The organism is Chitinophaga sp. RAB17, assembly GCF_052114225.1.
In the GTDB taxonomy this organism is placed as follows: domain Bacteria; phylum Bacteroidota; class Bacteroidia; order Chitinophagales; family Chitinophagaceae; genus Chitinophaga.
In genome coordinates this window covers 134,561-161,409 of record NZ_JBFREI010000001.1, presented here as the reverse complement: position 1 = coordinate 161,409, position 26,849 = coordinate 134,561, and the positions used below count along the sequence as shown (strand labels likewise).

Below are 26,849 nucleotides of genomic sequence, written 5' to 3'. Positions count from 1 at the left end.
GCGTCAGTTCGTTACAATCAGCTTTTCCGTAGCTGCTTTATTTCCATCACTGGCCCTCAGGTAATAGATACCAGGAGCCGTACTCCAGTCTTTCACCTTTAAGGTAGCCGTTCTCGCTTTCTGCATCTCTTTCACATGTACTGGCAATCCCTGGTTGTTATAAATGATCAGCTGTACATTGCCGGTGTTCCGGAATCCCAGCAGGGTAACGGTAAACTGGTTAACAACCGGGTTGGGATACACCCGTATGGCGGATATGGTAGCTGCATTGTCGGTAGTTTTCAGCAGCAGGCTGCTATCCGTTATGGCGGCAGGAGTAATGATGCCACTGCAGGTAGGAGTGGTACTCCAGGCCATCTGCGCATCGGTGAACTGGGTCCAGGTGGTGTTTACATCTACGTTGGACGCATCGCCTGCACTTTTGCCATCACAGTCTGCCCGGCCATTATTAGGGTGTGGTATCTGCAGATAGGTGCCATTGGTGGCGCAGCTGCCTATTTCGGCATCGCCACCCACTACCACGGCATTGCCAAAGGTAACACCCCATTCAAGCGCATCGCCCTTTATATTGGCGCTGCCGGAAACCGTGCAATCGGTGAGCACGGCGTTATCTGTCACTACCGCGCTGCCGGTGTAATTGCCACCATACACGCTGGCATTACCGCTAATAGTCACGGTATTACCCACCGTGGCGTTTTCCACCCAGGCATTGCCCGTAATCTGTGCAGTGCCGGTGATAACGGAATTGCCCAGTACGATCGCTTTGGGACCTACATAGGCAGTAGAGGCAACAGTAGCGCTGTTGGCTACCCAGCCGCCGCCATTCGTATGGGTATGACCGTTAGTTTTGTACGCGGAGCGGAAAGTACTCTGATAACCTTCAGGTACGGCATTGGCTATACGTAGCTCATAAGGATAGCGTTTTATCTTAGGCCAGCCTGGCTCCCATACATAGCTGGTATGGGTGGTGGGAGCACCCATCACTACCAGGTACAACTGAGTTTCATTGCTGTTCATAGTAAAGCTGATTTCACTTTCATTAGCTGTAGCTGTAGTACCATAGCGGGATATATTACCATTCGCCAGTGTGGCCACAAACCCATAACGCCAGCCGGCAGTACTGTTAACTTCTGTATGTCCTTTAAATTTTACGGTTACGTTCCTGGCACTGCAGGTGGTGTATAACGGAATAATATTGTAGCCATAATCCTGCGGTGCGCTGGCATTATCTATTTTATATCTTCCGGTAGTAGCATTCACCTGCTGCAGCATTGTATATAGCCGCCAGATATAGTGCGGTTCCTGTACTTTTAAGCGATCGCGTTCTGTTTTATAAATAGCCCCAAACCCGTTTACGGTATAATCGCAGGCTACTTCCCTTTTAACATAGTCGTACATAAAAGTATTGAGCTGCGCCTGGGTCCAGCTTTTAAGACGTCTGTAAGTCATCAGCGGATGTTCTCCTGCGGTAGAACTGGTGCGGATAGACTCTTTCCACAACCTGTTCACCATTGTAATACCATCCACCTGTTGCATATACCACAGCATTTTAAAGGCATCGTAATGGTGCCGGGTAGAGCTAAAATGGAACATGCTGGTAGCCATCCATCTGGGAAGGTCATCATTGGCAAAACGGGGATACATTTGTGTGCGCATGAAGTTAGCATGTGTTTCCCAGAAGAAGCCCGCAGGGTCATAATCGTTAAAGCCACAGCTGGCATTTTCCTGGATGGCAATCATGCCCTGTAAGCTATGTGTGAGTTCATGGCTGGTAACACCACCGTCCCTGGTAGCATTGGGATGCACCCACATGGCCCCGATGGTATTGCCATAGGTACCGCCAAAGGCCCATCCGCTGGGGCCTCCCGCTCCCCAGGTGTCATTCATCACGATTATGAGTTTGTATTTGCCCAGGTTTTTGGTGGCAGCATCCGAACAGAAACCGATTTCCGTTATATATTTCGTGTAGATTTTTTCCAGCGTATCACATATCGCCTGAGGATTAAATGCCAGGTTAGGATCGCTGTAAGTTGCCGGATTAGTGCCTACTACCGACCCCCAGAATACTACGAAGTTGGCCGACTGATAACTGCGGCTGTATGACCAGGTAGATAAATAGGGGTCCGTACTGAATTCGGGTGGTATGTATACCGTTTTTTGCGCCCATACGAGTACGGTCATGAACAGAAAGACGAAAAGAGATAAAGCTTTTTTCATAAATAATTGATTTGTGTTGGTTGAAAATGTATGGTTCAGAGAAATCAGGCACACGTGGGATCCAGCCATGGCAAGGCGCCGCAGCTATCTGCATGAATGGAAAGGGATGCACGGGGACTATCAGCACAGGTGAATAAACCGGCCGGCATACTAAAAGACCAGCGTAAATAAATTAATAACAGGGCTGTCGGTTCTTTTTGCTATCGGATTTTCAGACATCGTATTATAAATACGGTGGAAAGTATCAGGTCTTAATAAGGAATATTTAATTGTCTTATTGACACTTAAAGTTAATGGTTCACTGGAATTATTTCCGCTACGATCTTAACCGGTTATTGATGAATTTTACCCTGTAGCCGGAGGAGAGCTAGTCCTGCTTTACAAACTGTTTCGCATAGATGCGTTTTCCATCCACATAAATACTGCAGTTAAAAACGCCGTTGGGTAGCTGCTGCACAGGGATGACTTCCTGGTTGTTTTCCAGGTCACGCTGCATCACTATCCGCCCGCTCATATCTGAAATCACCATTTTCCGGCTGCGCATTTGTGCATCCAGGATGTATAGCTGGGTACTTACAGGGTTGGGGAATAACAGGATGCTGTTGTTGAGGAATATACTTACAGTGGCAATATCTGAATAGATAACACGACCATCTGTTGTTTGGAGTCGCACACGATAATGAACGAACCCTTCTGTTGGTTGGTTATCTAGGAAATTAAAATTCATGGTCTCTCCAATTGTCAGCGAATCCAGGCTGATCCAGCCTTTGGGGGAAGATCGTTCCCAGTACAGGTTTGTAAGGTGCCAGGTACTGCCGAGTGAAAGCGAAAGCAATACTTTATTATCAGTTGTTTTATCTGCCAGCAGGTTTTGCACATAACAGCCCACGCCCTGCTGTGAGTAATCAGCGGCATAGCTGCGCATGCCCGTCCAGCCGGCTTTAGCAATGGGACTTACGGCAAAATACAGGGAAGATGCCATTGATTTGGGAATGAACGTAAACGTATCACGGGGTTGGCTATACGGAATTAAGGTGCTGCTGCCCATAGTATATAGTTGATAACCGGCGGCATCGGGTTGCGCATTCCAGTAAAGCATTACCGTATCAGTGCAGTTAAAACCAGTATGAATGGTCAGTTGAGGTGAGATATAGCAGGGCGCACTTATAAAGGAGGTATCCGTTAACGTTAGTTTCAGTAACACCTGTTGGAAAATATCAGGCGCCATCCAGTTATGTACACCCTGCGCTACCGGAACGTTTTGTGCTACCGGCAGCCAGGTGCGGCCACTGTCAGTACTATAGGAAATATCACCATTACCACTATACGTAGTTTGCCATTGCAGGGGTACATTTTGTGCCGCAGGCAGGATATTTTCCGGTGCAGGGTTTTGCCATTGAAAACGTTGCATCGGCGTAAATTCATAGGCAAGGTAAAATGATTGTGTAGCCGTGGATAACTGTATGCCTTTTACACTGAGATGCAGTTTGCCTGCAATGGGGCGGTCAATGCTGATTTGTTCTGTATTATTGATACTGTCCCTGCCCCGCTTAGCGGGGGCCTTCAGTGAATCTGCTGCCGGGTAGGCGTTGAGTACCCAGGGAAGCCAGGTGTTATTATCTGCCGTGGTAGCTGCCAGATCCAGGTCGTTTACAAGCGCTTTAACCGCGTTTACAGGCGCCGCCGGATCATTCCAGCACAGCGTAACTTTTACCTGCTGTATGCCTGCCGGTATGTTGATATCGAAGGTGGTAACTTTGCCATTGCTCACCTCTCCTGAGAGGACACGGTTTTCCTGTAATGTTTGCAGCGCGCCTAATGCCTGGAGGTAGCCATAGCCATGCTCATAGGAGGGAAGTATGCCAGCCGGACGAGTGGCGCTATTGAGGATGACTGCTTTGATCAGCGCAGAAGATACCGGACTGCTATGCTGTTGGCGCCACGCATCCTGCAGCAGGGCAGCTACTCCGGAGGTAAGTGCAGCTGCACCGGAAGTACCATCTTCTCCATAGGCAGCAATTTCCGGTTTGATACGGCCATCATAGGCAGGGCCTCTGGAACTCAGGGCAATTACCTGTGAAACACCATCAGTACCACCTACTGAAATGATATTTTTTGCCTGCTTGAAATTGCCAGATAGATTGGCGTAGTTAGCAATACCCTGGTACCGTCCGGAAGAGGACGTGTTGTTTCCTATATTGCCTGATGAATATACATGCACGATTGTATCGGCTTCCCGGATATGCTGATCATAGGCAACAGCTTCTGCTCCGTAATAATTTTCTATACCGGTGCCGTAGGAATGATTTTGAATCGTGATACCTGATTGTGTGTAATAATTATTATCGTCGGGAAATAAACTGCTGTTATAATCAGCAGAACTCAGTTTTACTTCCGATGCTACACCCTGCCCGTTCATACCGCTGTTAGCTGCACCGCCAATCAGTGTAGCCATAATCAATGCATGCGAACTACTCGATGCAGAAGCATAGGTAGAAGGGAGATACCGGCCCTGTAAATCAATATCGGTGGTATCAAAACGATCTTCTTTAACGGAAACGGCTACACGTTTTCCACGTACAAGTGGAAATTGTTGTTGTGCAATACGGATGCTATTGATTGTAAGATTGCTGGTATTAATGATGATTTCCGGTTTAGGATGCCGTACTATATCAGCGAAGAGTATAGCAGGCTGACTGATAAATTCCTGCCAGTGTTGCTTTTGAACCCGAACCACGGCGACGGAAAACCTGTCGGAATACATACGTATACTGGCATGTGCCAATTGTTCATCCCGCTTGAAAGATACCTGGAGCGTTATACTATCAGTGTTATTGGCCTTCTCGAGTTGTTGAAGTAAAGCAACACTTGCTTTGTAATTGGCGCTGGCATGATAAGCGTATAAAATACTACTGTCTTTGGGTAGCTGTTGTATTATATAGTGGTAGCGGGTAATAGGCTGTATTAATCCACATTGCCGTAGCACGGACGATGCGGGTACCTTTTTAAATTTTACAAGGAAAGGAGAGACAGGGGGTGCATCCGAAAATGTATCCGCCGCATACCGTTGACGAATGCTATCGGTTGAAATTTTTTGCTGTGCAGCAGTGCTATAACAGTAGCATAGCACCAAAGTTAGCAGGGTCCATATTTTCAGGGTATTTGACTTCATGCAGGATGATGACAACAGTTCAAGGATTTTGGTTTTGTGTTGCTACTTAAAGCTACTGTATTTACTTTTTCGACACAATTTTATAAGGATAAAAACAAAATATTTTTTTTAAGTAAAACGAAAGTTGTAATATTGAAAGGGAAATCCTGAGCGTAAATTTCAACAAAATCTGAACAAATCTAAACAACGAGCTGGAAAACCATTTTACTAGTAAGTTAAACAGTTGAGCAAGTCTTTGTAGCCGGAAAGAGCCGGTATTACTGAATCATCGCCAAGCCATTAAAAATGAAATGCCGTGTAAAACAGGCATTTAGCTATTGTATGCATCCAAAAACGAGAGCACACCTAAACCGTGGTTTTTTGGAAAGATAAACAAAGCTGGAGCAGCTGCATTTGAGGCAATAAGCCGATAGTGTTACAAGTGTATTTTATGCACTTGTAAATCTCTTTTCGCGCTTTATTCCGCCACAGATCACTGCATACATTTAGTATTGTTAACAGTTGCTTGTTTGCAGGAACAAGCGATCGGGATATCTTTTTTTTAAACCAAAACCAAAATTTGAATCTATGAGAAAACAAACAATTCCTGTTCTCTGCTGTGTGGCAGCCACTTTTCTGTTTGCATCCTGTTCGAAAAACGGTGCACAAAAAGAAGAAGTAAAGCCAGATCCTGTATCAGCAGAGGTGTTAGCCCAGATTAAAGACAACGGTTTCAGTACCGACAACGTGGTGAAAACAGAAGATGGTTACCTGGTAGAAGGCGACATCCTGTTGACCGCAGCACAACTGAAAGAAAAAGTAGTGAGCCCTGTTCTCAGGATCGCAAAAACAGAACAGTACCGCACTAATTATCTGGTAACCGCTTTGCCCCGCGTGATTACCATCAAAGTAAGTAATCTGGGTACCGCATTTATTGCAGGAACAGATACGGCAATTGCCCGGTATAACAGACTGGGTTTACGTTTTACTTTCCAACGTATTACAACAGGTACCCCCAACATTACCATCAAGGGATTCAACCAGGGACCAAGTGGTGGCTACATCACACTGGGATCTTCCGGCTTCCCTACCAGTGGCGGTAATCCTTATGGCACCATTAAAATGAACACTAATCAGTATGCCTATGGATCTAATCCTAACGTACTGTACGTGGGCTCTGTGATTCAGCATGAAATTGGTCACTGTATTGGTATGCGTCATACCGATTACATGGATCGTTCCTACAGMTGCGGTGGTAGTGCGGTAAACGAAGGTGATGGCGGAGTAGGTGCTATATGGATTCCAGGTACACCTACCGGACCAGATGCTAACTCCTGGATGCTGGCCTGCTCTAATGGTGGCAACCGTACATTCAACGCAAATGATATCATTGCACTGAACTATCTGTATCACTAATCGTTGCATGAGCTAATCTGTTAAAGTATTTCCGGCTCCTGGAATTTTTTGATGCTGGAGCAGCATTATTACGGGATCTCTCTCCCGGAATAAATACTGTTATCAAAAGATTTCAGGCCGGAAATACTGTTTTTATATCCCCTCTTATTTATTCTCCGGTACATCCCGCCTGTTCATCTATAATTTTTGTCTTTCCTCCGCATAATCGGAATCTTTAGGAAAGATCAAAAATTGATGCGATGGAAAACACCCGTAAAAAATTCCTGAAACAACTCTTCATCAGTGCCACTGCAGTGCCTGTGCTGATAGAAGCCTGTAAAAAAAGTAACACAGCAGATCCTGCCGGAAATAATGACGCCTGTACCGTGTCTCCGGAAGAAACCGATGGCCCTTATCCTTTGTACATCAGCCGTGGATCATCCATACAACGCGTGGATATCACCGATGGTAAGGATGGCATACCACTATCTATCGTTCTGGATGTGCTGAACACAAACGATAGCTGTAAACCATTGGCGAATGCAAGAGTAGATATCTGGCATTGTGATAAAGATGGCTATTACTCAGGTTATAGTAACAGGGGCTACCTGGGTAACCAGGATAATACTGCACTGGTGTTTTGCAGAGGACTGCAGTACACGGATGCTGCAGGGCAAGTGAAGTTTACATCTGTTTATCCCGGCTGGTATGAAGGCAGGGTCACGCACATTCATGCCCAGATATATGTGGATAATAAACTGAAGTGTACTACACAAATCGCCTTCCCGGATGATATCAATACTGCGGTGTATAAAACAACTTTATATGCGGCACACGGGCAAAATAGCAGCATCGCCAGAAACAGTGCGGACATGGTATTTAGCGATTCTTTATCCAGCGAGCTGGCCACTGTAACTGCCAACAGCAGCGGAGGATATGATCTCGTTCACCCTATTTATATAGCAGGATAATATGAGTAAAATAATGATCAGACTGGTCATCCGCCAGTTGATTGATGCTACAGGTACTACTCCATTTGCAAAGCAGGTATTCCATGATTCCTATGAGGAATTCCTGCTGCAATCACAGGTATATAATCAGGCCGCGCAATACCGGACTTTTGCTGAAATAGTGGCGCAGCAACCCAGGGCCAATTCCCTGCACTATAAAACAGGGTTTGCTGTGGGCCTGTATATTCAGTCACTGAACAAGCTGGTGCCAGATACCTGGGATACGTTAGGAAATATCCAGTTGTCTTTCGACCGCCACCAGTTTAAAATAATAGCGTCCGACACGCAGGACCGGCAGGCGCATAAAGTAGCAATCCTGTATTATACGGCACCACTGCTGCTCCACAGCATAATAGGAGATTACCTGCTGTTGGGATTTCAGGATACCACAGATACTTTTACACTTAAGTTAAGGGAGGATATTTCGATTTGTAATTACGAGGAGCTGGCTTAAACCAGCTATTTACTGTTGTTTCCAGTCACGGATAAAGTCGCTGTAACTGTCACTTACCGGTAGTTCCGCTGCGGAAGAAAGTTTCACTTTCCTGTTAATAACGGCGCGTACTTTATCTACCGCCACAATATAACTGCGGTGGATTCTCCGGAACCTGCCAGCTGGCAGCTTTTCCATCATTTTTTTCAATGTCATCAGGGTGAGAACCGGCGCCCGTTGGGTAAGATGTATCCGGATATAGTCCTCTATGCTTTCTATATATACAATTTCATGTAACAGTATTTTCACCGTGTGGTAGGAGGAATGCACCAGCAGGCTTTCTGTAGCAGGGGGCTGTTGCTGTTGCAGAAGATAGGTTTGTGCTTTTTGCACTGCTTTTTCAAAGCGTTGAAACGGAATAGGTTTCAGCAAATAATCGATGGCATCCAGCTCAAAACCTTCGTAAGCATACTGCCGGTAAGCGGTGGTGAAAATAATCATCGGGCTGCTGGTGAGGCCCCTGGCCAGATCCAGTCCGTTTACATCCGGCATGTGGATATCAAGAAAGATAAGATCTACCGGCACCTGGCGCAGGTATTCGGAAGCCGATATGGCATCTTCAAAAGTATGCAGCAACTTCAGCCAGGGAAACTTCTGTGCATAGGTCTTTATCACCTGCAAGGCGGGTGGTTCATCATCTATCACTATAAATTTTATCTCCATCAGTTATACCTGTAATTGTAATGTAATCGCATAAGCGCCATTGTCTTCACTGATCTGCAATTCATATTTGTCAGGATATAAATGATCCAGTCTTTGCCGGGTGTTGGAAATACCAATACCCGTACGGCTTTTATCCGGTGTAATTCTGAACAGTTTATTGCTGCAGAAGAAGTGAATATGATTTTCGGAGGTATTCAGCTGTATATTAATTTCCGAGGGCTCATGGTTACTCACCCCATATTTGAAAGCGTTTTCCAGGAAAGGGAGTAGCACCAGTGGTGCAATACATTTGATACCCGGACTACCGGTCACAGAGAAGTTGACCTTTGTTTTGGTGGTGAGGCGGAGTTTCTGAAGATCTATATAATCGCGTAAACAATCAATTTCGCTTTCCAGCAATACATAGTCGTGCCGGGTATCTTCTGTCACATAGCGGAGCATGTTGGATAGCTTCATAATGCTCATCGCCGTATTTTCATTACGGGTCATGGCAAGAGAATAAATATTATTAAGGGTGTTAAACAGGAAGTGTGGGTTGATCTGGGCTTTTAGAAAGGATAGTTCTGCCTGAGTTTTGCGGGTTTCTGCATATAGGGCTCTTTTCTCGGTTTGCCGCCAACGGCGCGTAGTTTCAGTGGCAATACTAAGTGAAATGGTGAGGAGGAAAAGAAAGTCGCTGACCATATCCACTCTCACCGGTGGTTTGCCGGGTGGTTGCATGTCGGCGTCCCCATGGTCGGGTGGCATAGGTGGATGCCAGCGCATTTCATGGGGAGGATGTGGTAACCGGGTAAACAGATGATCGAAGGGACGCATATAATTGACCATGATCAGCAGCAGGAAAACAGCCAGAAAGTATAATAGATATTGTTTCCGGAAGTACAGCCGGGGAAACAGGAAAGTGGTATGGAAGTAGAATAATGCAATATAGGTTACCAGGAAAACCAGGTAATCTGTTGAAAATAAAATGGAGAGTGCCTTACGGTCGCCCGTTTGCCCGCTGATAAACAGTAGGGGTAAACTCAGGCATATCAGCCACCCTGTAATGTGTGCTATTACTACCGAGGATTTTAACCGGAACATTTGCGACAGATAGATATATGGATGAAATTCTGGTAATCTGTTCAGATAATCTATGGGATCTCTGTAAATACCTGCTTTATGTCGATGAATGATAGGAAACACCGGGTTATCTTTTCCACCCTCCCCGAATTATAGTAAATTGCCTGTTTTATAAAAAGAATATCAGATATGTTGCAACGAATCGCGAAACCTGTGCTGTTATTAGTACTCCTCGTACTTGCGCGGCAAGCTTATGCTACAGAAGGAATGTGGCTGCCACAGCTGCTATCCGGTCTCAATGAGAAAGAGATGAAAGGAATGGGCATGAAAATCAATGCCTCGGATATTTATAGCATTAATAAAGGTAGCCTCAAAGATGCCATTGTCAGCTTTGGCGGCTTTTGTACAGCAGAAGTGATCTCGGAACAGGGATTATTGCTGACCAACCACCATTGTGGCTATGATGCTATTCAAAAGCATTCCTCCCTGCAGAATAACTTCCTGGAAAATGGCTTCTGGGCTAAAACTGCCGTGGAAGAACTACCTAATCCGGGCCTTTTTGCCACCTTTATTGTACGTATTGATGACGTTACCAAAGCCGCCCTGCAGGATGTAAAACCCGGCATGAGCGAAAGAGAACGTCAATCTGCGATAGACAAGCGTTTAAACGAGATTAAACAGGCTGCCCGCAAAGAAAGCTGGCAGGATGCGATGATAAAACCATTTTATGAAGGCAATCAGTATTTTCTGTTTGTAACAGAAACTTACCGGGACGTAAGATTGGTAGGAGCACCACCTTCTTCTATCGGTAAGTTTGGGTCAGATACAGATAATTGGGTATGGCCGCGTCATACAGGCGATTTCTCGATGTTTCGTATCTATGCGGGCAAAGATGGTCGCCCGGCTCCTTACTCAGCTGATAATGTGCCTTTAAAGCCTAAATATGCATTGACCATTTCCCTGAAAGGCGTAAAACAAAACGACTTTACTATGGTCATGGGTTTCCCGGGCCGTACCACGGAATACCTGCCTTCTGAAGCAGTAAAACAAACCGTGGAAGTGGTAGATGCTGCTAAAGTAGAGATGCGGGACGCTGCTCTCAAAATTATGGATAGCTACATGCGCAAAGATCAACAGATCAAAATTCAATATGCTGCCAAATATGCGGGTACGGCCAACTACTGGAAAAAATGGATGGGAGAAATGCAGGGCGTGAAACAAACCAATGGCATCGGTAAGAAACTACAGTATGAAGCCAGTTATCGTCAGCTGATGGAGGCCAACCCTGTATGGAAACAAAAATACAGCGGCGTACTGGATTCCCTGAATGCTTATTACCTGCAGATACAACCCTACGCACAAACCCGTGACTACTACAGTGAACTGGTGAAAAATGTGGAACTGTTTACTGTGGGGGATCGCCTGATCACTTTCCTGAATGATGTACATGAAAAAGGGGAGGGGCAATACGAAACCATGCGCGAACAATTCCTGGCAACGATGCAGCCGTTTTACCAGAACTACAATGCAAAAGTAGATCATGATATTTGTGCCAGCCTCACGAATCTCTACGCTAAAGGTGTACCGTCACAATATGCCGGCAGCGAATTTGCACAGATCTGGCAGGAGAATAATAAAGATGGCCGCGCAATGGCGGATAAACTGTATGCTTTATCCGGTTTAACATCTCTCGAAAAACTGAAAACATTTATGCAGCAACCCTATAATACGGTAGTGGCGCAAATGTGGAAAGATCCTGCCACCCGCCTGGTAATGGCAATGCGCAAGGGATTTGTAGATAATGTAAGCAGGCCGCTGGCCGATATTCAATCCAACATCAATAACCTGCAACGTACCTATATGCAGGCGCAGATGGATGTGATGGGCAGCAAAAAAAGTTTTTATCCGGATGCCAACAGCACCCTTCGCGTAACATATGGTAAGGTAGATGGCTATAATCCGCGTGATGCTATTCACTACGATTTTTATACCTACCTCGATGGGGTGATGGAGAAATATATTCCCGGTGATTATGAATTTGATGTACCGGCCCGACTGATTGAACTCTACAAGAAAAAAGATTATGGCCGCTATGGCGTAAATGGTAAAATGCCGGTTTGCTTCATTGCTTCCAATCATACTACCGGTGGTAACTCCGGCAGCCCTGCACTGGATGCTTACGGACATCTGATCGGTCTTAATTTTGACCGTACCTGGGAAGGTACTATGAGTGATATTAACTATGATCCTACTATTTGCCGTAATATCATGGTAGATATCCGTTATGTGCTGTTTATTATTGATAAATATGCCGGATGTACCAGGTTGGTAGAGGAGATGAAGTTGATGTAAGCTTTTTTAGCTTTTAGCCGTTAGCTTTTAGCTTTTAGTAAAAATGCAGCGAAGACAATCATCTGTTGATCTTCGCTGCATTTTTACTAAAAGCTAATGGCTAAAAGCTAAATTCTGCATTCGTACACAATAGAGCTACACTGATCTACTGTTTTTAATCCTTTTCTGTAAGAACGGAAACCATGGAAAAATCCCTGGAACAGGCGGCTTTTACCTGTTTTGTATTTTTCGCTGAGTAAGCTTACGTAGAAGCCATCAAACACCATCGGGTGTTTTTTTACCAGCTTTATCTTGTGTTGTGTTAATAATTGCTCCATAGATCCTGGTGAAAAATGATACAGATGTCTGGGGACATCATAGGCCGCCCAGTATTCTTTGTAATAACCAGCATCGGAAGACGTGTAGTTAGGAACCGCAATGAGCAGGGATCCACCGGGTTTCAGCAATGTGCGGATATGATCCAGGTAGCGGTGCAGTTCATGTACATGCTCCAGTACGTGCCACATGGTAATCGCATCAAATTGCTGCGCAGGTAAAGTATATAACTCTTCAATAGGGAGCGCTGTAATATTGTAAATTTCTTTGGCATTCCGGCGGGCATTTTCGTCCGGTTCCAAACCGGTTACTGTCCATCCGCCTACCTGCATATAATGCAGAAAGGCGCCGGTGCCGCTGCCTATATCCAGCAAAGTTCCCTGTTTGATACCAGCCGCATTGCGCACCCAGTTTTGCTTGGAGCGCAGCGTAATCTTTCTGACGCTGTGATATAAACGGTTAATGAGTCCCTGTTTCGTTTCAGAATGAGAAATATATTCCTGCGACTGGTAATAGCGACCTATGTGAGCGCTATCAGGTACGTTTTGTGTAAACCGGCCACCACAGCCTCCGCAATGGAAGATATTAAATGTTTCTTTTGATACAGTATAGTCTTTGGCAGTAAGCGCTTCATGTATTTGTGATGATCCACAAAGCGGGCAGTTGTTGTGATAGATTAAACTCATTTGATTGTTGAATACGCTTATATAATTATTTATACTCTCCCCATACTTCTCTCAGTACATCTGCTATTTCGCCTAATGTGGCTAAATGTTCCACTGCTTCCACTACCAGCGGCATCAGGTTTTCACTGGTGCCGGCAGCGTCTTTGATCCGTGTCAGGGAACTTTGTACTGCTGCATTGTCGCGGCGCGCCCGCAGTGACTGCAGACGTTCTGATTGCAATATACGGATGCTGTCATCGATGCGGAAAACTTCCGGCGCTATCTGGTCTGCTGCCGTAAATTTATTGACACCGATGATAATTTTTTCATTATTCTCAATTTCCTGTTGGTATCTGTAAGCGCTGCGGGCAATTTCATCCTGCACAAATCCTTGTTCAATGGCACTGACAGCGCCGCCCATGGCATCAATTTTATTAATCAGCTCCCAGGCCTTGCTTTCTACTTCATTGGTCAGCGCTTCTACATAAAAAGAGCCGGCCAGCGGATCTACCGTATCTGCTACACCACTTTCGTAGCCAACTATCTGCTGCGTGCGGAGGGCAATACGTGCAGCGGCTTCCGTAGGTAACGACAACGCCTCATCGTAGCCGTTGGTATGCAGTGATTGGGTTCCTCCCATCGTAGCCGCCAGTGTCTGGATGGCTACGCGCACAATATTATTCTGCGGCTGTTGTGCAGTCAGCGTGCTGCCGCCTGTTTGTGTATGGAAACGCAACATTTGTGCTTTGGGATCGGTAGCACCCAGTGATTGGGTGATATGCGCCCACATGCGCCTGGCTGCACGGAATTTGGCTACTTCTTCAAAAAGATGATTATGTGCATTGAAAAAGAAGGATAACCTTTTTGCAAAAACGTTGATGTCCAATCCTACTTCCAGGGCTGCTTTCAGATAGGCTTTACCGTTAGCCAGCGTAAAGGCCAGCTCCTGCACGGCGTTAGCGCCTGCTTCCCGGATATGATAACCGGAAATGGAGATGGTGTTCCACTTGGGAACTTCTTTGCTGCAATAGGCAAAAATATCCGTGATCAAACGCATAGAGGGTTTGGGCGGATAAATGAAAGTGCCTCTGGCCGCATATTCTTTCAGGATATCATTTTGTATGGTGCCGGAAATTTTTTTCAGATCCGCTCCCTGCCTTTTGGCCAGTGCAATATAAAAGGCCAGCAGTATAAACCCGGTGGCATTGATGGTCATGGAGGTAGATATCTGTTCAAGAGAAATATCTTTAAACAGTATTTCCATATCCTCCAGCGAATCTATGGCTACCCCTACTTTACCTACTTCTCCCTCAGACATGGGATGATCAGAATCATAGCCTATCTGTGTAGGCAGATCAAATGCCACACTCAGTCCCATTACACCCTGACTTAACAGGTAATGATAACGTTTATTCGATTCCTCCGCAGTACTGAATCCGGCATATTGGCGCATGGTCCACAGCTTATCGCGGTACATGGTAGCGTGTATGCCCCGGGTATAAGGAAAGCTGCCGGGTTGTTCTTCCATAGCCACCGGCTGGGTATACAGCGGTGCTATAACGATGCCCGAATCGGTTTGAATGGTCTTTTCCATAGTATCTAAAACTAGCGTTGCAATGTTACATAATTATTATGGTACTTCGCCGCTGAGAAAAATATTGATAATTTGTGTGAAAGTTGGCTGGCTATTATGATCATTTATTGTTTATTAGGCATTACCCTCGCGTTGGCGCTGTATAGTTTATACCTGGTATGGAAAGCTGGCAGCAGGCCGTTGTCAGCAACTTACACTTATTTGTTGCTGGGCCTTTCAATGGCAGTGTTTTTGTATTTGTATGGTACCTGGGTATACCTGTCCATTTATACCGGTTACGTTTTCGGCGGTTTATTACTGGCCTGTTGTGCAGCTTATGTGTTGCGTAAGCATGATCATGCTGCCAAACCTACACCCGGTTGGAAGAAGCGGAGCAACGTTGTACTATCCGCTGTATTCATCTTACTCAGTATACTTTACTTTACCGGCACTACCGGTAAACCGGATACTGTGAAATTGTCGCTGCCCTTTAAATCTGGCAAATACTATGTGTTACAGGGGGGTAAAGGATTGCCCACCAATGTATTTCACTTTAGTTTACGTGGTGCTGTATACGCGATGGATATTGTGAAACTGAACAGCACAGGTGGCCGTGGGAATAAAATATTTTCCCGCCATCTGGAAGATTATACCATCTTCGGTGATACGGTATATGCACCCTGCGATGGACTCGTTATAAGGGCTTACAGTAATAATCCCGACAATATTCCGCCCGCGATGGACCGGGGACCAAAGAATACCAACCAGGTATTACTGGAAACGCCCGGCTATTACGTGTTTATGGGCCATCTTAAAATGGGAAGTGTTACCGTAAAGGAAGGTCAGTATGTAAAACAGGGCGATCCACTGGGCTGCGTAGGTAATTCGGGCTTTAGTACCGAACCCCATCTGCACATACAGGTACATGCCAAAACAGCCGGCATTCCCTGGTACCAGGGAAAACCACTTTACATACTGTTTAACGGAAAAGGTTATTTGCTGGATGAAGTGATCCGGACAAAATGATTATCGCATCAGTCGTTTTGCTTCTGCATTGATGATCTGGGAGGTAAGCTCAGCAGGAGATTCGCCGGCTTGTAAAAAGACTTCCAGTATCTGTTTGTTCAACTCCATAGCCGGTGCATCCGGTGCTAATTGTACCGCTACCTGGTTGATGACGGAAATGGTTTGTTCCTTTAATGTTTTTACCGCTTCCCAGGTCATGGCAGATACATAGATCTGCTGCGTTACATTATGTTCGTATTCTGCTTTGATATTTTGCACCATCGCTATCTGCATGTCCACAGCCAGTAAGCCCGGCTGATAGATACGCCCGATCAGGCTTTGTGGTGTAATCCTGTCTACATACAATGCCATCCGCTCATATGCCTGCAACTGTAAAGGCAGTACTGCTGCATTTGTTGTGGGCTGTTTCTCTTCTGCAGCCGCATCTTCCGGCTTGTTTTTTTTGAAAAGATCTCTTACGGTCGGATATACGATAGCTACTGCACCTACTGCAAGGGCCACATACAGGAAATTAGTCAGATTCACATCCATCTTTATACTTTATGCGCACAAATATATAATAATATTATATATAATTACAAATTAAGAATTACGAATTACGGGAGTGGTGGATGCCCCGAAGATCATGCTATACTCCGTAATTCGTAATTCTTAATTCGTAATTCTTATTTCCTATGCCAGTTTCCCCAGCCAGGTTCTCATTCTTTCCACCCCTTTTTCCAGCTTATCCATGCCGGTGGCATAAGACAGGCGGATGCAGTTAGGCTGTTGGAACGCACCACCGGTAACGGTAGACACATGGGCTTTATGAAGAAGATACATGCAGAGGTCATCTGCATCTTTGATATATGAATCTTCAAATGATTTATTCAGGAATGCGCTTACATCAGGAAACATATAGAAGGCGCCTTCCGGATCATTCACTTTTAAGCCGGGAATGGTTTTCAGGGCTTCATGTATGTAAGCACGCCGTTTTTTGAATTCTGCCACCATTTCTACCGCAGTAGTCAACTCGCCGGTAAGGGCGGTAATAGCCGCCCGCTGCGTGATGGAGCAGGTAGCGGATGTAAACTGACTCTGGACTTTATCACATGCTTTGGCTATATCCAGCGGTGCCGCCATGTAGCCCAAACGCCAGCCTGTCATGGCAAAGCCTTTGCTCAATCCATTGATAATGATGGTGCGGTTGATCAGATCACCAAACTGCGCGATGCTTTCGTGGTTACCAACGTAATTGATATACTCATATATTTCATCAGAGATGATAAAGATCTGTGGATGTTTGGCAAATACAGCCGCCAGTCCTGCCAGCTCTTCTTTTGAATATACGGATCCGGTAGGATTGCAGGGAGAGGAAAACATAAACAGCCTGCTTTTAGGCGTGATGGCCGCTTCCAGCTGTTCCGGTGTAATTTTATAATTGTTTTCAATGCTGCAGGGAACAAATACGACTTCTCCCTGGCAAAGACTCACCTGTTCTGAATAGGTAACCCAGTAAGGAGTTGGTATGATGACTTCATCACCCGGGTTTACAATGCTCAGCACTGCATTGGCCAGGCACTGCTTTGCGCCGGTGGATACAACAATCTGTTCCGGCGTATAGTCAAGACCGTTATCTCTCTTAAGTTTGTGTACTACAGCCTGTCTTACGTCTGCATAGCCAGCCACGGGTGTATAGTGCGTAAACCCTTCGTCAATCGCCTTTTTGGCGGCTTCCCGGATATGTGCCGGGGTATCAAAATCCGGTTCTCCGATACTAAGGTCTACGATGTCTATACCCTGGGCTTTCAACTCGCGGCCGAGTTTAGCCATTTTAATTGTTTGAGGCTCGGAAATCCGTGACAGCCTTTCTGCTAGTTGATTCATATCTTAACATTGTACCGGAACAAACCTACAGAAAAAAAGTAGATAATACATGGAAAGATGATACCTGGCTGCTACCGCAATGCAGAAGGGGCCGTAATCACGGCCCCTTATGCATTTGTATGGATGATAATTTATTATTTATTAATAGTAGCTGGGAATAGCATCCGTTATCAGTTTATCTGTACCAGTGCTGCCTGGAGTACCTGCAAAGTACAGGGTATATACGAGACCGGTACTAAAAGCACTGATAGTTAGTTTGTTATTGGTTGCCAATGTTTCATTAGTACCTGCTTTCTTAATGGTAACAGTGTTATTCACACTGAAGTTGCTGAACTGCTTAAATGTAGTAGAAGAAGCCAATTCACCTATGGACATATACGCACGGTTACTGTCTACTTTCTCACTACCGATATAAAAATCTACTTTTTGGCCAGGATCAGCGGCTGGAGCCGGAGACAGGTTAAAGCAACGGATATTGATTTTTGTTTGACTCGCAGAGGCCAGGTCGTTCAGCACTGTGATAGACTTTACCGGGTTGTTAAATATAACATGTGTATAGTAAAGGTTGGAATCCAAAGTGGCATTGCTGGTGGCAATTACACTATCTCCCGTCAATTTCTTCAGTTCAAAGGTATGCGCACCGCCCAAAGCATTATATGGAGCTATGAAGTTGAAGCCAATACTAGCACCGTCTTTACTTATTTTCTGGCCATTATCGTAAAAACTGGCAGGAACGGCGCTGTTGGATACGTTAATAACGAGGACTTTGGCCGTTTGCCGCTGAGGGGTGACATTGTTATCATTTTTCAAACAGGATGTCATTCCGGTAACTACGGTCAACAGGGCTGCTGCGGCCCATACGCGATTTTTCTTGGTTAGCATTTTGCTCTCAGTTTTTTAATTTGTGTTATTGATCAGTTGTTTTTTCGCTGTTTGGTCTGAAGCGGGAAAGGTCTGGCAATACATGTTTATGACGTGCCAGCTCCGCTGTATAAATCACTTGTCCCAATGCCCTGAGAAAGGGCTTACCTGTTTCTTCAAAAGTCTGTTGGTCGTCTCCCAGTATCCCGCTTGTATTTACAAAGATGCTCGCCGATAATAAGAACTCGGTATTGTTGGCGAAATCCACAATATAAGCGGTATCGGTTAGAAATCCGTATGCCCATCCTGGTTTATTAAATATCCTGATATGTGGTGGTATCCGGCTATCTCTCTCTCCTCCGAAAAGCAAAAATCTTGTATATGCCTGGTAATATTGTTCCGGATCATATATTGGATCGGTTGATTCCTCCGGATATTGTGACATACTCTGATACAAAAAATGATAATCTTCTTCTGTTAAACGGAAACGTTGTTGATTTGTTACAGCTTCCGGAAAAATTATGCTGCGCAATATGTTGTGTAAGTGAGTGAGTGGGAGTTTGTTGCGATGGGAGAAGTTCATGGGCCGGCGTTCCAGCTTATCCAGGTGGTTATAATATGCTTTTCCGGCGAAGTCCTCCCGTTGTGGAAAGGTAAGTCCGCTATGCTGTGGCGGTTGCTGATAGTGGACCACATTCCCCGTTTGAAATACTACGCCATTGGTGTGTTTATTGGCGGCTTCATAGAGGGGAAGCCCCACCCGGTGGCGGATCTGGGCCTGATCATAGCCCATTTCCCATAGGCGCCGGTTAAAATGTTCCTGACCTATCAGTTCATATAACCGGTTAAAGGCATCGTTGTCACTGACCAGGAATATTTTTTTGATGTAATGCGCCACCGACGGCAATCCGGAAGCGGCGGAATGATCACGGCGAACTCCGGTATTAATATCCGGTAGCGGATCCGTAAATAAAGGCGTGTTCCGGTGAAGGCCCGGCAAACCCAGATCATTCAGCTTTTCCAGTGCCAGGGCTACTGCCGGTAATTTTACCGTGGAAGCAGGGTAGAAGTAGGTATCCGGGGGAACGCCATAGAAATAGTCTGTGAAATGCGGCAATTGCTGCTCATCCCGGTCTATCCGGGTGAAAATTACCTGTAATCGGTAGGAGGCAGGGTCGCTGAAAACGGCGCCTAACTGGCTTTTTTGACTTTTCAGCAAAGCATCCAGAAAATTATCTGTTGCCGGATAATGTTGGGTTTGCATATATTTGTCGTTGTTATTGATTGTAAAGCAAAGGAATATTATTAAAAAGACCAGAATCCAGGATCAGCAGATTTATAAAAAAGTATGCCAACTTACCTGCAAATGCAGGCGCATACTCATTTTGCGCGTCTTTTAACAAGGGCTTTAATATATCGATTTAAATTCTATCTTTGCAACTCTTAAAAATTTTTTTTATAAACCCGAAACAAACAGTATGCAACTTAAAGGACTGGTAAGATTTTTTGCCATCGCACTGATCCTTATCTCTTTGTACCAATTGTCCTTCACGTTTTTGGTGCGGAACTATGAGAAGAAGATAGAGCAGCAGGCCGAGAACGATGTGGCCAAACAATACCCTACACCTGAAAAGAAATATCCCGCCGACAGCCAGAAAGAACTGCGGGGCTTCTACTCAGATACGTTGGCTGGGGTTATTAAACAAAGGAGACAAGAGATCGTGGACAGTACCAGCAGCAAGCAAATTGCAGGTTTCCCATGGTATGTTACCTACACCAAGGCCAAAGAGAAAGAACTGAATCTCGGTCTGGACCTGGTAGGAGGTATGAACGTTGTACTGGAAGTAAACGTGGAAGATGTGATCCGCGCTTTATCCGGTCAATCCAAGGATGCTGCATTTAACAGCGCGCTGGTTAGGGCAAATGAGCTGAAAAAGACAAACCAGTCAGACTTTGTTACTTTGTTCGGTCAAGCATACGCCGAAGTAGCTCCTCAAGGTAAACTGGCGACTATCTTTGCGAACGCCTACCAAAAAGATATCACCTTCAATTCTTCCAATCAGCAGGTGCTGGACATGATCCGCAAGGAATCACGTGTTGCCATTAAAAATACCTATATCGTACTGCAAAAACGTATTGATAAATTCGGTGTGGCACAACCCAACATCAGCCTGGACGAAAACAAAGGCCTGATCTCTGTGGAACTCGCAGGCGTTGATAACGCTGCACGTGTACACAAATACCTGCAGGCTACTGCTAACCTCGAATTCAGAGAAGTGTACAAGAACAGTCCGGAATTTTTCCAGAATGTACTGCTTCCTGTAAATGAGGCCATCAAAAATTCACTGAATACCACCAGCACCCCTGCTGTTGCTGCTGCAGATACTGCAAACGCCGCAACTACTCCTGCTGCCGGCGATACCAGCAAGGATGCCAGTCTGACACAATACCTGTCAAAGAAAGACACCAGTAAAAATGCCAGCAAGGAACTGCAACTCAAAGAACAGCAGAAACAAAATCCGCTGTTCATGGTATTTATTCCCAACGCAGATCCTCAGTCCGGTACCATTTTCCCTGGCCCGTCTATCGGAAGAGTGTTTCCTAAAGATACCGCTACTTTCAACCGTTACCTTCGCCTGCCAGCTGTTCAGGCTGTTCTGCCTAAAGATGGCGTGATTGCATTCGGTCCTGAAAATAAAGAAGATAAACACGGCCCAATGGCTGTTTACCTCCTGAAAGTGAATCCTGCTAACCCTGCTCCCCGTGTTGGTGGTGAAAGGATCGTAGATGCACGTCAGGATATGGACCAGAACAACCAACCGGAAATCAGCATGACCATGGACAACGTAGGTGCCCATGAATGGAAAAAACTGACCGGCGAACTGGCTCCAACCAATCCAAAAGATCCTGCTACCTTAAACTATGTTGCAGTAGTACTGGATAATATCGTTTACTCTGCACCTTCTATACAGGGCGAAATTGCCGGTGGCCGTTCTTCTATCAGTGGTAGCTTTACCATCGAGGAAGCAAATGACCTCGCCAATATCCTGAAATCCGGTAAAATGCCGGCTCCTGCCCAGATCGTACAGGAACAGATTGTAGGACCTACCCTCGGCGCTGAATCCATCGCTGCTGGTGCCAAGTCTTTCATGATCTCCTTCGGAATCATTTTCGTACTCATGCTGGTGTATTACAACTCAGCCGGCTGGGTGGCTAACATTGCACTGGTACTCAACCTGCTGTTTACCTTCGGTATCCTGGCATCTATGGGGGCTACGTTAACAATGGCCGGTATTGCCGGTATGGTACTGACAATCGGTATGGCGGTAGATACCAACGTAATCATCTTCGAAAGAATCAAGGATGAACTTACCCATGGTAAGTCCTACCACGATGCTGTAGCAGACGGTTACAAACGTTCCTATGCTCCGGTACTGGATGGTCACGTTACCTCCCTCCTCACTGCATTCATCCTGTTTTACTTCGGTTTAGGTCCTGTACTGGGCTTCGCTACCACTCAGATCATAGGTTTGTTCCTGTCTCTGTTCTGCGGTATCCTGGTTTCCCGTATGGTAACTGACTTCTGGATGAAGAGAAAAAGACATTTCGAATACTTTACCCCTATTTCCCGTAAAGTATTTAAACACGCTGCCTTCGACTTCGTCGGTAAACGTAAATACGCTTATATCATCTCCGCATTTGTAATGGTGGCAGGTGTATCTTCCTTCTTCCATGGTTTCGACCACGGTATCGATTTCTCTGGTGGACGTAGCTATACTGTTCGCTTTGAACATCCGATGAACAGGGAGAAAGTGGCAGATGTACTGAAGAAAGAATTCGAATCAGAAGTATTCGTTAAAACAATCGGAAGTACTAACCAACTGAACATCACCACTGCATACAAAATTGAACAACAGAGCCTGGCAGTAGATAAAGAAGTAGCTGATAAATTATATGGTGGTCTGAAGCAGTTCTATGACGCTTCTGTAACACCTGAAGTATTTGCCAGCCGCTATATTGTTGGATCACAAACGGTATCACCTACCATTTCCGATGACTTACGCGCCGGTGCCGTAAAAGCCACTGTGTTGTCGCTCGTAGTGATCTTCCTGTACATCCTGTTACGTTTCAGTAAATGGCAGTACTCTATCGGTACTATATTCTCCCTGCTGCATGACGTACTGGTAACACTGGCAGTATTCTCCTGGTGCAGATCTTTTGTACCGTTCACACTCGAAATTGACCAGCACTTTATTGCTGCGATCCTGACAGTGATCGGGTTCTCCATGAACGATACCGTGATTGTATTTGACCGTATCCGTGAATACTTCAGAACAGGTAAACATGGCCGCGACAGAAATGTTGTTATCAACAAAGCGATTAACGATACCCTGAGCCGTACTATTATGACCTCCCTCACGGTGTTCCTGACCATCCTGATATTATTTATCTTCGGTGGTGAAGTAACCCGCGGTTTCGCCTTTGCGATGCTGATAGGTGTGATCACTGGTACTTACTCTTCTATCTTCGTAGCTGCTCCGGTACTGGTTGACTTTGACAAAAAGAACCAACTGGGGAATGAAAGTGAATCAGTAGAAGTAACTGCTCAGAAAGCAGCTCCTGCTACTAAATAAGTGAGATAACTGAAATAATGTTTGATAAATAAAAACCTCCTGGCTTGCCAGGAGGTTTTTTTATGTGTAAGTATTAAAGTAAAGAAGATAATAAGTTGGTTATCTGCGCCCTCATCATTAAAGTCAGCATAGCCTTTTCATTATGTTGGCTCCGCCTATGCTATGCTTAGCGCCCGCTAAGTACCTATAGTCGCACCGCAGGAGAGGTGGACTTGATGTGGACTTGATGTGGACTTGATGTGGACTTGATGCGGGGATGACTTCCGGATGTACAACCGAATCAGAAGATGGATGGGGAGCAAAACCGGCCATAGCAGCGCAGTTATAGCAAGCTGTAGCTTAGGAAAAAGAATTATTATTCAAAAGAAGCAGGTATCAGGGGCTTCTGAATACAAAACCTGTTGCAGCAGTGTCCTGTTGATAATCTATTTCCATGCCCATCAGGTATATGCCATGTGCTTTTTTCATGATCACCGGTATACCAGCAACATCAAATATGTCATCATCTTCCATTATGGCATCAAATCCTAACATATAAGCTACACCGGAGCAGCCACCGCCTTTCACACCTATCCGTAGATAAGGAGCTTCTGTAGCCCCCTGCAATAATTTTTTCACTTGGTCTACAGCACTGGCTGTCAGTTGTATGGGGGAGTTATTCACCTTGTCCATTTATCCATATTTTTATCAAAGTTAGGCAAAACAACAGGGGACACCTGCGCTGGTATACCCAAGGTAACCTTAATGCGTAGCAGCCAGCGCCAATAGTTCCTGATGCAATGCCAGTACCTGTGGAATCACCATATGCTGCTCATCGTTGTGTATGATATAATCGCTTAAGCGCATTTTGATGGTTTCATCAATTTGTTTGTAAATGCGTGCCAGCACTTCATTACGGGTAACATTGTCCCGTTTCATGACGCGATGTATCCGTAGTGGCTGGGGGGCAAAAACGGCGATTACTTTATCGAGGTGGTGGAAGGATTCCGTCTCAAAAAGGAGCGCAGCTTCCTTTAAAACATAGGGGGTATGCTGTTGCAGTGCCCATTGGTCGGAATCCCGGATGGTAGCTGGATGTACCAGGGAGTTGAGGATGGCCAGCTTGTCTTTGTCGTTGAATACAATATTGCCGAGGTGTTTTCGGTTGAGGCCGCCGTTGGCATCATATACTTCGGCGCCAAAGTGTTGTTTCACCTGCTCTACCAGCTCCGGATCACGTACAAGTATATCTTTTGCTCGTTCGTCCGCATAATATACGGGCACGCCTAATAATTCAAATATTTTGCTAATGGTGCTTTTGCCAGAGCCTATGCCTCCGGTGATTCCTATCTTTAACATAATCCCAATTTAAAAAAGAATTACGAATTTGGAATTACGAATTACGGAGTTGTATGTAGACAGAAGCGAATATTGGTCCGCTAATATCTATACACAACTCCGTAATTCGTAATTTCTAATTCGTAATTCCTTTATTTGGTTTCAGCCGCTTTCTGTTGCGCTGAAGTATATTCCATGCTGATAGCAGAACGCTCAATGGTAAAGCTGGTGCCAGGACTAACTTCCATTAATACGGTATTGTTATCGTTCATTTTTTTCACTTTACCGTGAATACCTGCGATGGTAACAATTTTATCGCCTTCTTTCAGGTTGTCGATAAATTGTTTCTGGAGTTTTGCTTTCTTAGTCTGAGGGCGAATCATAAAAAGCCACATAACGACAATCATACCGCCAAAAAACAGGAAAGAAACCCAGGAGTTACCGCCGCCTGAGGCACCGCCTTGAGGCGCCATTAATAAAATGTTCAGGATGTTCATCTATAATTGATTTAATAGTTTATTCGGGTCTATTTGGTAATAATATTACACTGGATTTTAGGTCCTACCACATAACCGTCTTTATTGTTGATTTTGACAGAAATCTCTTTTTCTGTATAACCGGATTTACCATGACTATCGAAGATAACTTTCATATAGCCGGATTGTCCGGGTTTGATCGGTTCTTTAGGCCATTCCGGTACTGTGCAACCACAGCTGGAGATAGCGTCTTCGATCAGTAGCGGGCTGGTACCCGTGTTGGTGAATTTAAAGGAGTACTCTACCTTTTCACCGGCTGCAATTTCTCCGAAATTATGCACCTTTTCTTCAAAAGTCAGTGCGGAGGATTGCCCATCTTCTTTTACCTGTCCGCTGCCGGCAGCACCTGCGGCAGTGGTGTTAGTTTTTGCACTATTGTTACAAGCCGCTATCAGCAGGCTTCCACAGGCGAATAAACAGAACAGCTTTTTCATGGTATTGCTATTTTTTAGGTAAAAATAACTTTTCCCACTTACTTTTTGGGACGGTCCTGTTTTTGAACCAATTGTTCTTTTTCCAGGTCTTTCAGGATATTATCCAGAATACCGTTGATAAACTGTCCGCTTTGTGGTGTGCTATATGCTTTTGCCAGATCGATATATTCGTTGATGGTTACTTTGGTAGGAATGGTAGGGAAGTAAAGGAACTCACATACACCCATTTCCATGAGTAACATATCTACCGCTGCTATACGCTCAGAATCCCAGTTTTGTAACTTGGGTTTGATCAGCTCCAGGCAGTATTCTTTCTTGTCAATTACTGTCAGCAACAGTTCTTTTGCATAATCCAGCTTTTCTTTGCTGATCAGCTGCAGGAAGTTGAAGAGATGTGGCTTGTTGAAGTAATTGTTGATCAGAATGCTCATCATTTCTTCATCATCGCCCCAGTGGAGGAAGGTATCTTCCATATGCTGTATAAACAGCTCACTTTTGCCCAGTACTTCTTTATAGATAAATTCGAGTATTTCCTTTTCACCGGCTTTGGTACGGGTGCCGTCTGCTATATAAGCTTTGTAGGTATCCGTAACGGCCATCTGGTTATAAAGCTTTCGGAGCAGATCGTCATCTGTTTGCAGCTTCATTTTCCATTGCTCCAGGTTTACCTGGAACCCCTTATCATTGGTTATCTGGAAAATAAATTCATTACCTGCAATCTTGGTATTTACCTGCAGATCCTCGGCTGAGGGTAAGTGTTTGGAGGCACGGGCCTGCGCATCAATTTCTGCGTATTGCGCCACCTGTACCACTGAATTAAGTAAGTAGGTAAAGATCTGACAGGTTTGGTCCAGCTTTTCGTTCAAAAGTCTGGTGGCCGTGCCTGGCTTAATACTGCTTTCATCCATCGTTTCCAGGGCGTAAAGTGTTTGCATTACTTTTACCCGGATGTTTCTTCTACTGATCATCGTATAAAAAAGAACTGGTATAAGGGCGCAAAACTAGAGAAAAAAATTCATATTTAAGGATATTTGGCAGGGAGAGCCCCTGGAGCGGATTTTGTCTTTAGCAGGATTATATTGATTTTGATGATTTTCCGGATATTTTTTTGTTTTATGGGATTAAAGAAGTTTGGGGAGACAGCAGCAAAGATATCTCTTGCGATTTCCCAAAACCTCATTGGTCTTGGATAAAACATCCGAAAAATCATCAAAAATCAATATAATCCTGCTAAAAGACAAACTTCATTTCCTGTCATTTCTGTCATTTTTTCGGGTTG

General features: G+C 45.0%; 21 protein-coding genes. 6 read left to right on the top strand and 15 right to left on the bottom strand.

All coding sequences use genetic code 11. The features are described from left to right. Window positions 1-3: 3 nt before the first annotated feature. Window positions 4-2,217, bottom strand: a complete 2,214-nt coding sequence (locus AB4Z08_RS00600) for a DUF6055 domain-containing protein (protein WP_441571821.1) — start codon at window positions 2,215-2,217, stop codon at window positions 4-6. Window positions 2,218-2,584: 367 nt separating this feature from the next. Then, complete coding sequence (locus tag AB4Z08_RS00595) at window positions 2,585-5,389, bottom strand: S8 family serine peptidase (RefSeq protein ID WP_441571820.1); 2,805 nt, start codon at window positions 5,387-5,389, stop codon at window positions 2,585-2,587. 567 nt (window positions 5,390-5,956) lie between these two features. Here AB4Z08_RS00595 and AB4Z08_RS00590 point away from each other — a divergent pair. From AB4Z08_RS00590 to AB4Z08_RS00580, 3 genes are all read left to right on the top strand, one after another. Next, the gene (locus tag AB4Z08_RS00590) at window positions 5,957-6,784 is read left to right on the top strand and encodes a M57 family metalloprotease (protein ID WP_441571819.1); all 828 of its coding nucleotides are present in this window, start codon (window positions 5,957-5,959) and stop codon (window positions 6,782-6,784) included. A 239-nt stretch (window positions 6,785-7,023) separates the two neighbouring features. Then, window positions 7,024-7,734, top strand: a complete 711-nt coding sequence (locus tag AB4Z08_RS00585; protein ID WP_441571818.1) for a dioxygenase family protein — start codon at window positions 7,024-7,026, stop codon at window positions 7,732-7,734. 1 nt (window position 7,735) lies between these two features. Then, entirely contained in the window at window positions 7,736-8,227 is a 492-nt protein-coding gene (locus AB4Z08_RS00580) for a hypothetical protein (protein WP_441571817.1), read from the top strand. A 9-nt stretch (window positions 8,228-8,236) separates the two neighbouring features. On the opposite strand, the gene AB4Z08_RS00575 is transcribed toward AB4Z08_RS00580, so the two are convergent. Beyond that, on the bottom strand, window positions 8,237-8,929 hold the full coding sequence (locus tag AB4Z08_RS00575; RefSeq protein ID WP_441571816.1) for a LytR/AlgR family response regulator transcription factor: 693 nt from the start codon (window positions 8,927-8,929) through the stop codon (window positions 8,237-8,239). A gap of 3 nt (window positions 8,930-8,932) precedes the next feature. Then, window positions 8,933-10,012 (bottom strand): sensor histidine kinase, encoded by a 1,080-nt coding sequence (locus AB4Z08_RS00570; RefSeq protein ID WP_441571815.1) that lies wholly within the window; start codon window positions 10,010-10,012, stop codon window positions 8,933-8,935. A gap of 168 nt (window positions 10,013-10,180) precedes the next feature. On the opposite strand from AB4Z08_RS00570, the gene AB4Z08_RS00565 reads away from it, so the two are divergent. Beyond that, a complete protein-coding gene (locus AB4Z08_RS00565; protein ID WP_441571814.1) occupies window positions 10,181-12,343 on the top strand; it encodes a S46 family peptidase in 2,163 nt (720 codons plus the stop codon). Window positions 12,344-12,450: 107 nt separating this feature from the next. Here AB4Z08_RS00565 and AB4Z08_RS00560 read toward each other — a convergent pair whose 3' ends face one another. Continuing rightward, on the bottom strand, window positions 12,451-13,344 hold the full coding sequence (locus AB4Z08_RS00560; protein WP_441571813.1) for a class I SAM-dependent methyltransferase: 894 nt from the start codon (window positions 13,342-13,344) through the stop codon (window positions 12,451-12,453). Between the two features lie 25 nt (window positions 13,345-13,369). Continuing rightward, window positions 13,370-14,917 carry an acyl-CoA mutase large subunit family protein gene (locus AB4Z08_RS00555; RefSeq protein ID WP_441571812.1) on the bottom strand — a complete coding sequence of 516 codons (1,548 nt, stop codon included), beginning with the start codon at window positions 14,915-14,917 and terminating at the stop codon, window positions 13,370-13,372. Window positions 14,918-15,013: 96 nt separating this feature from the next. On the opposite strand from AB4Z08_RS00555, the gene AB4Z08_RS00550 reads away from it, so the two are divergent. Continuing rightward, window positions 15,014-15,922 carry a M23 family metallopeptidase gene (locus AB4Z08_RS00550; protein WP_441571811.1) on the top strand — a complete coding sequence of 303 codons (909 nt, stop codon included), beginning with the start codon at window positions 15,014-15,016 and terminating at the stop codon, window positions 15,920-15,922. Here the strand turns inward: AB4Z08_RS00550 and AB4Z08_RS00545 are convergent, their stop codons facing one another. The 4 genes from AB4Z08_RS00545 to AB4Z08_RS00530 all read right to left on the bottom strand — a co-directional run bounded on the left by AB4Z08_RS00545 (window position 15,923) and on the right by AB4Z08_RS00530 (window position 19,913). After that, window positions 15,923-16,453 carry a DUF7935 family protein gene (locus tag AB4Z08_RS00545; protein ID WP_441571810.1) on the bottom strand — a complete coding sequence of 177 codons (531 nt, stop codon included), beginning with the start codon at window positions 16,451-16,453 and terminating at the stop codon, window positions 15,923-15,925. Between the two features lie 141 nt (window positions 16,454-16,594). Beyond that, window positions 16,595-17,734: a pyridoxal phosphate-dependent aminotransferase gene (locus tag AB4Z08_RS00540; RefSeq protein ID WP_441571809.1), complete on the bottom strand. Its 1,140-nt coding sequence runs from the start codon at window positions 17,732-17,734 to the stop codon at window positions 16,595-16,597. Between the two features lie 195 nt (window positions 17,735-17,929). Beyond that, window positions 17,930-18,670, bottom strand: a complete 741-nt coding sequence (locus tag AB4Z08_RS00535; protein ID WP_441571808.1) for a DUF4397 domain-containing protein — start codon at window positions 18,668-18,670, stop codon at window positions 17,930-17,932. Window positions 18,671-18,695: 25 nt separating this feature from the next. After that, window positions 18,696-19,913, bottom strand: coding sequence for a serine hydrolase (locus AB4Z08_RS00530; RefSeq protein ID WP_441571807.1), 1,218 nt, complete (start codon window positions 19,911-19,913; stop codon window positions 18,696-18,698). Between the two features lie 214 nt (window positions 19,914-20,127). Between AB4Z08_RS00530 and secDF the strand changes: the two genes are divergently transcribed. Then, window positions 20,128-23,283 carry a protein translocase subunit SecDF gene (gene secDF, locus AB4Z08_RS00525; RefSeq protein ID WP_441571806.1) on the top strand — a complete coding sequence of 1,052 codons (3,156 nt, stop codon included), beginning with the start codon at window positions 20,128-20,130 and terminating at the stop codon, window positions 23,281-23,283. A 375-nt stretch (window positions 23,284-23,658) separates the two neighbouring features. On the opposite strand, the gene AB4Z08_RS00520 is transcribed toward secDF, so the two are convergent. The 5 genes from AB4Z08_RS00520 to nusB all read right to left on the bottom strand — a co-directional run bounded on the left by AB4Z08_RS00520 (window position 23,659) and on the right by nusB (window position 26,538). Next, a complete protein-coding gene (locus AB4Z08_RS00520; protein ID WP_441571805.1) occupies window positions 23,659-23,955 on the bottom strand; it encodes a HesB/IscA family protein in 297 nt (98 codons plus the stop codon). A gap of 69 nt (window positions 23,956-24,024) precedes the next feature. Further along, window positions 24,025-24,621: a dephospho-CoA kinase gene (gene coaE / locus AB4Z08_RS00515; RefSeq protein WP_441571804.1), complete on the bottom strand. Its 597-nt coding sequence runs from the start codon at window positions 24,619-24,621 to the stop codon at window positions 24,025-24,027. Window positions 24,622-24,752: 131 nt separating this feature from the next. Next, window positions 24,753-25,097 (bottom strand): preprotein translocase subunit YajC, encoded by a 345-nt coding sequence (gene yajC / locus AB4Z08_RS00510; protein ID WP_441571803.1) that lies wholly within the window; start codon window positions 25,095-25,097, stop codon window positions 24,753-24,755. Window positions 25,098-25,126: 29 nt separating this feature from the next. Further along, entirely contained in the window at window positions 25,127-25,570 is a 444-nt protein-coding gene (locus AB4Z08_RS00505) for a DUF1573 domain-containing protein (protein WP_441571802.1), read from the bottom strand. Between the two features lie 38 nt (window positions 25,571-25,608). After that, complete coding sequence (gene nusB / locus AB4Z08_RS00500; protein ID WP_441571801.1) at window positions 25,609-26,538, bottom strand: transcription antitermination factor NusB; 930 nt, start codon at window positions 26,536-26,538, stop codon at window positions 25,609-25,611. Window positions 26,539-26,849 lie beyond the last annotated feature (311 nt).

Bases quoted from the DNA above. Each gene is read 5' to 3' on its own strand.
- AB4Z08_RS00600 (WP_441571821.1), bottom strand. From the start codon at position 2,217: ATGAAAAAAGCTTTATCTCTTTTCGTCTTTCTGTTCATGACCGTACTC.
- AB4Z08_RS00595 (WP_441571820.1), bottom strand. From the start codon at position 5,389: ATGAAGTCAAATACCCTGAAAATATGGACCCTGCTAACTTTGGTGCTA.
- AB4Z08_RS00585 (WP_441571818.1), top strand. From the start codon at position 7,024: ATGGAAAACACCCGTAAAAAATTCCTGAAACAACTCTTCATCAGTGCC.
- AB4Z08_RS00580 (WP_441571817.1), top strand. From the start codon at position 7,736: ATGAGTAAAATAATGATCAGACTGGTCATCCGCCAGTTGATTGATGCT.
- AB4Z08_RS00575 (WP_441571816.1), bottom strand. From the start codon at position 8,929: ATGGAGATAAAATTTATAGTGATAGATGATGAACCACCCGCCTTGCAG.
- AB4Z08_RS00570 (WP_441571815.1), bottom strand. From the start codon at position 10,012: ATGTTCCGGTTAAAATCCTCGGTAGTAATAGCACACATTACAGGGTGG.
- AB4Z08_RS00565 (WP_441571814.1), top strand. From the start codon at position 10,181: ATGTTGCAACGAATCGCGAAACCTGTGCTGTTATTAGTACTCCTCGTA.
- AB4Z08_RS00560 (WP_441571813.1), bottom strand. From the start codon at position 13,344: ATGAGTTTAATCTATCACAACAACTGCCCGCTTTGTGGATCATCACAA.
- AB4Z08_RS00555 (WP_441571812.1), bottom strand. From the start codon at position 14,917: ATGGAAAAGACCATTCAAACCGATTCGGGCATCGTTATAGCACCGCTG.
- AB4Z08_RS00550 (WP_441571811.1), top strand. From the start codon at position 15,014: ATGATCATTTATTGTTTATTAGGCATTACCCTCGCGTTGGCGCTGTAT.
- AB4Z08_RS00545 (WP_441571810.1), bottom strand. From the start codon at position 16,453: ATGGATGTGAATCTGACTAATTTCCTGTATGTGGCCCTTGCAGTAGGT.
- AB4Z08_RS00540 (WP_441571809.1), bottom strand. From the start codon at position 17,734: ATGGCTAAACTCGGCCGCGAGTTGAAAGCCCAGGGTATAGACATCGTA.
- AB4Z08_RS00535 (WP_441571808.1), bottom strand. From the start codon at position 18,670: ATGCTAACCAAGAAAAATCGCGTATGGGCCGCAGCAGCCCTGTTGACC.
- AB4Z08_RS00530 (WP_441571807.1), bottom strand. From the start codon at position 19,913: ATGCAAACCCAACATTATCCGGCAACAGATAATTTTCTGGATGCTTTG.
- secDF (WP_441571806.1), top strand. From the start codon at position 20,128: ATGCAACTTAAAGGACTGGTAAGATTTTTTGCCATCGCACTGATCCTT.
- AB4Z08_RS00520 (WP_441571805.1), bottom strand. From the start codon at position 23,955: ATGGACAAGGTGAATAACTCCCCCATACAACTGACAGCCAGTGCTGTA.
- coaE (WP_441571804.1), bottom strand. From the start codon at position 24,621: ATGTTAAAGATAGGAATCACCGGAGGCATAGGCTCTGGCAAAAGCACC.
- yajC (WP_441571803.1), bottom strand. From the start codon at position 25,097: ATGAACATCCTGAACATTTTATTAATGGCGCCTCAAGGCGGTGCCTCA.
- AB4Z08_RS00505 (WP_441571802.1), bottom strand. From the start codon at position 25,570: ATGAAAAAGCTGTTCTGTTTATTCGCCTGTGGAAGCCTGCTGATAGCG.
- nusB (WP_441571801.1), bottom strand. From the start codon at position 26,538: ATGATCAGTAGAAGAAACATCCGGGTAAAAGTAATGCAAACACTTTAC.